Origin of the sequence: Pseudomonas peli (assembly GCF_050563605.1) — a bacterium.
Classification (GTDB): Bacteria; Pseudomonadota; Gammaproteobacteria; order Pseudomonadales; family Pseudomonadaceae; genus Aquipseudomonas; species Aquipseudomonas peli_A.
In genome coordinates this window covers 1-444 of sequence record NZ_JBNXUH010000215.1, presented here as the reverse complement: position 1 = coordinate 444, position 444 = coordinate 1, and the positions used below count along the sequence as shown (strand labels likewise).

Below are 444 nucleotides of genomic sequence, written 5' to 3'. Positions count from 1 at the left end.
GTGTATAAGAGACAGGACGCCCCCAGCTAACGCCAGCTCCATCTCGCCACTGGCGATGGCGCGAAAAGCGCTCCCCACCGCATCCATACCCGAGGCGCAGAGGCGGTTGAGGGTCACGCCGGGAATGCTCGAAGGCAGGCCCGCCAGCAGCAAAGCCATACTCGCCACCTGTCTCTTATACACATCCCCCAGCCCCCGAGACGAACTGAGCGATCTCCTATGCCGTCTTTNCCTCGTGGTAGTCGGAACCTCGGGGGGCGTCGACGACAGCGGCAGATGTGAATAAGAGACAGCATCCATACCCGAGGCGCAGAGGCGGTTGAGGGTCRCGCCGGGAATGCTCGAAGGCAGGCCCGCCAGCAGCAAAGCCATACGCGCGACGTTGCGGGTGTCCTCACCGGCCCGGGTTGCACAGCCCATAAAGAATTCGGCGGTGGCCGCCCG

General features: G+C 64.0%; 2 pseudogenes. Both read right to left on the bottom strand.

Annotated elements, in window-relative coordinates:
* A pseudogene (locus ACQ4LH_RS21515) lies at positions 1–174 on the bottom strand (beta-ketoacyl synthase N-terminal-like domain-containing protein); the annotation flags it as partial.
* A 114-nt stretch (positions 175–288) separates the two neighbouring features.
* Positions 289–444, bottom strand: a pseudogene (locus tag ACQ4LH_RS21510) (3-oxoadipyl-CoA thiolase); the annotation flags it as partial.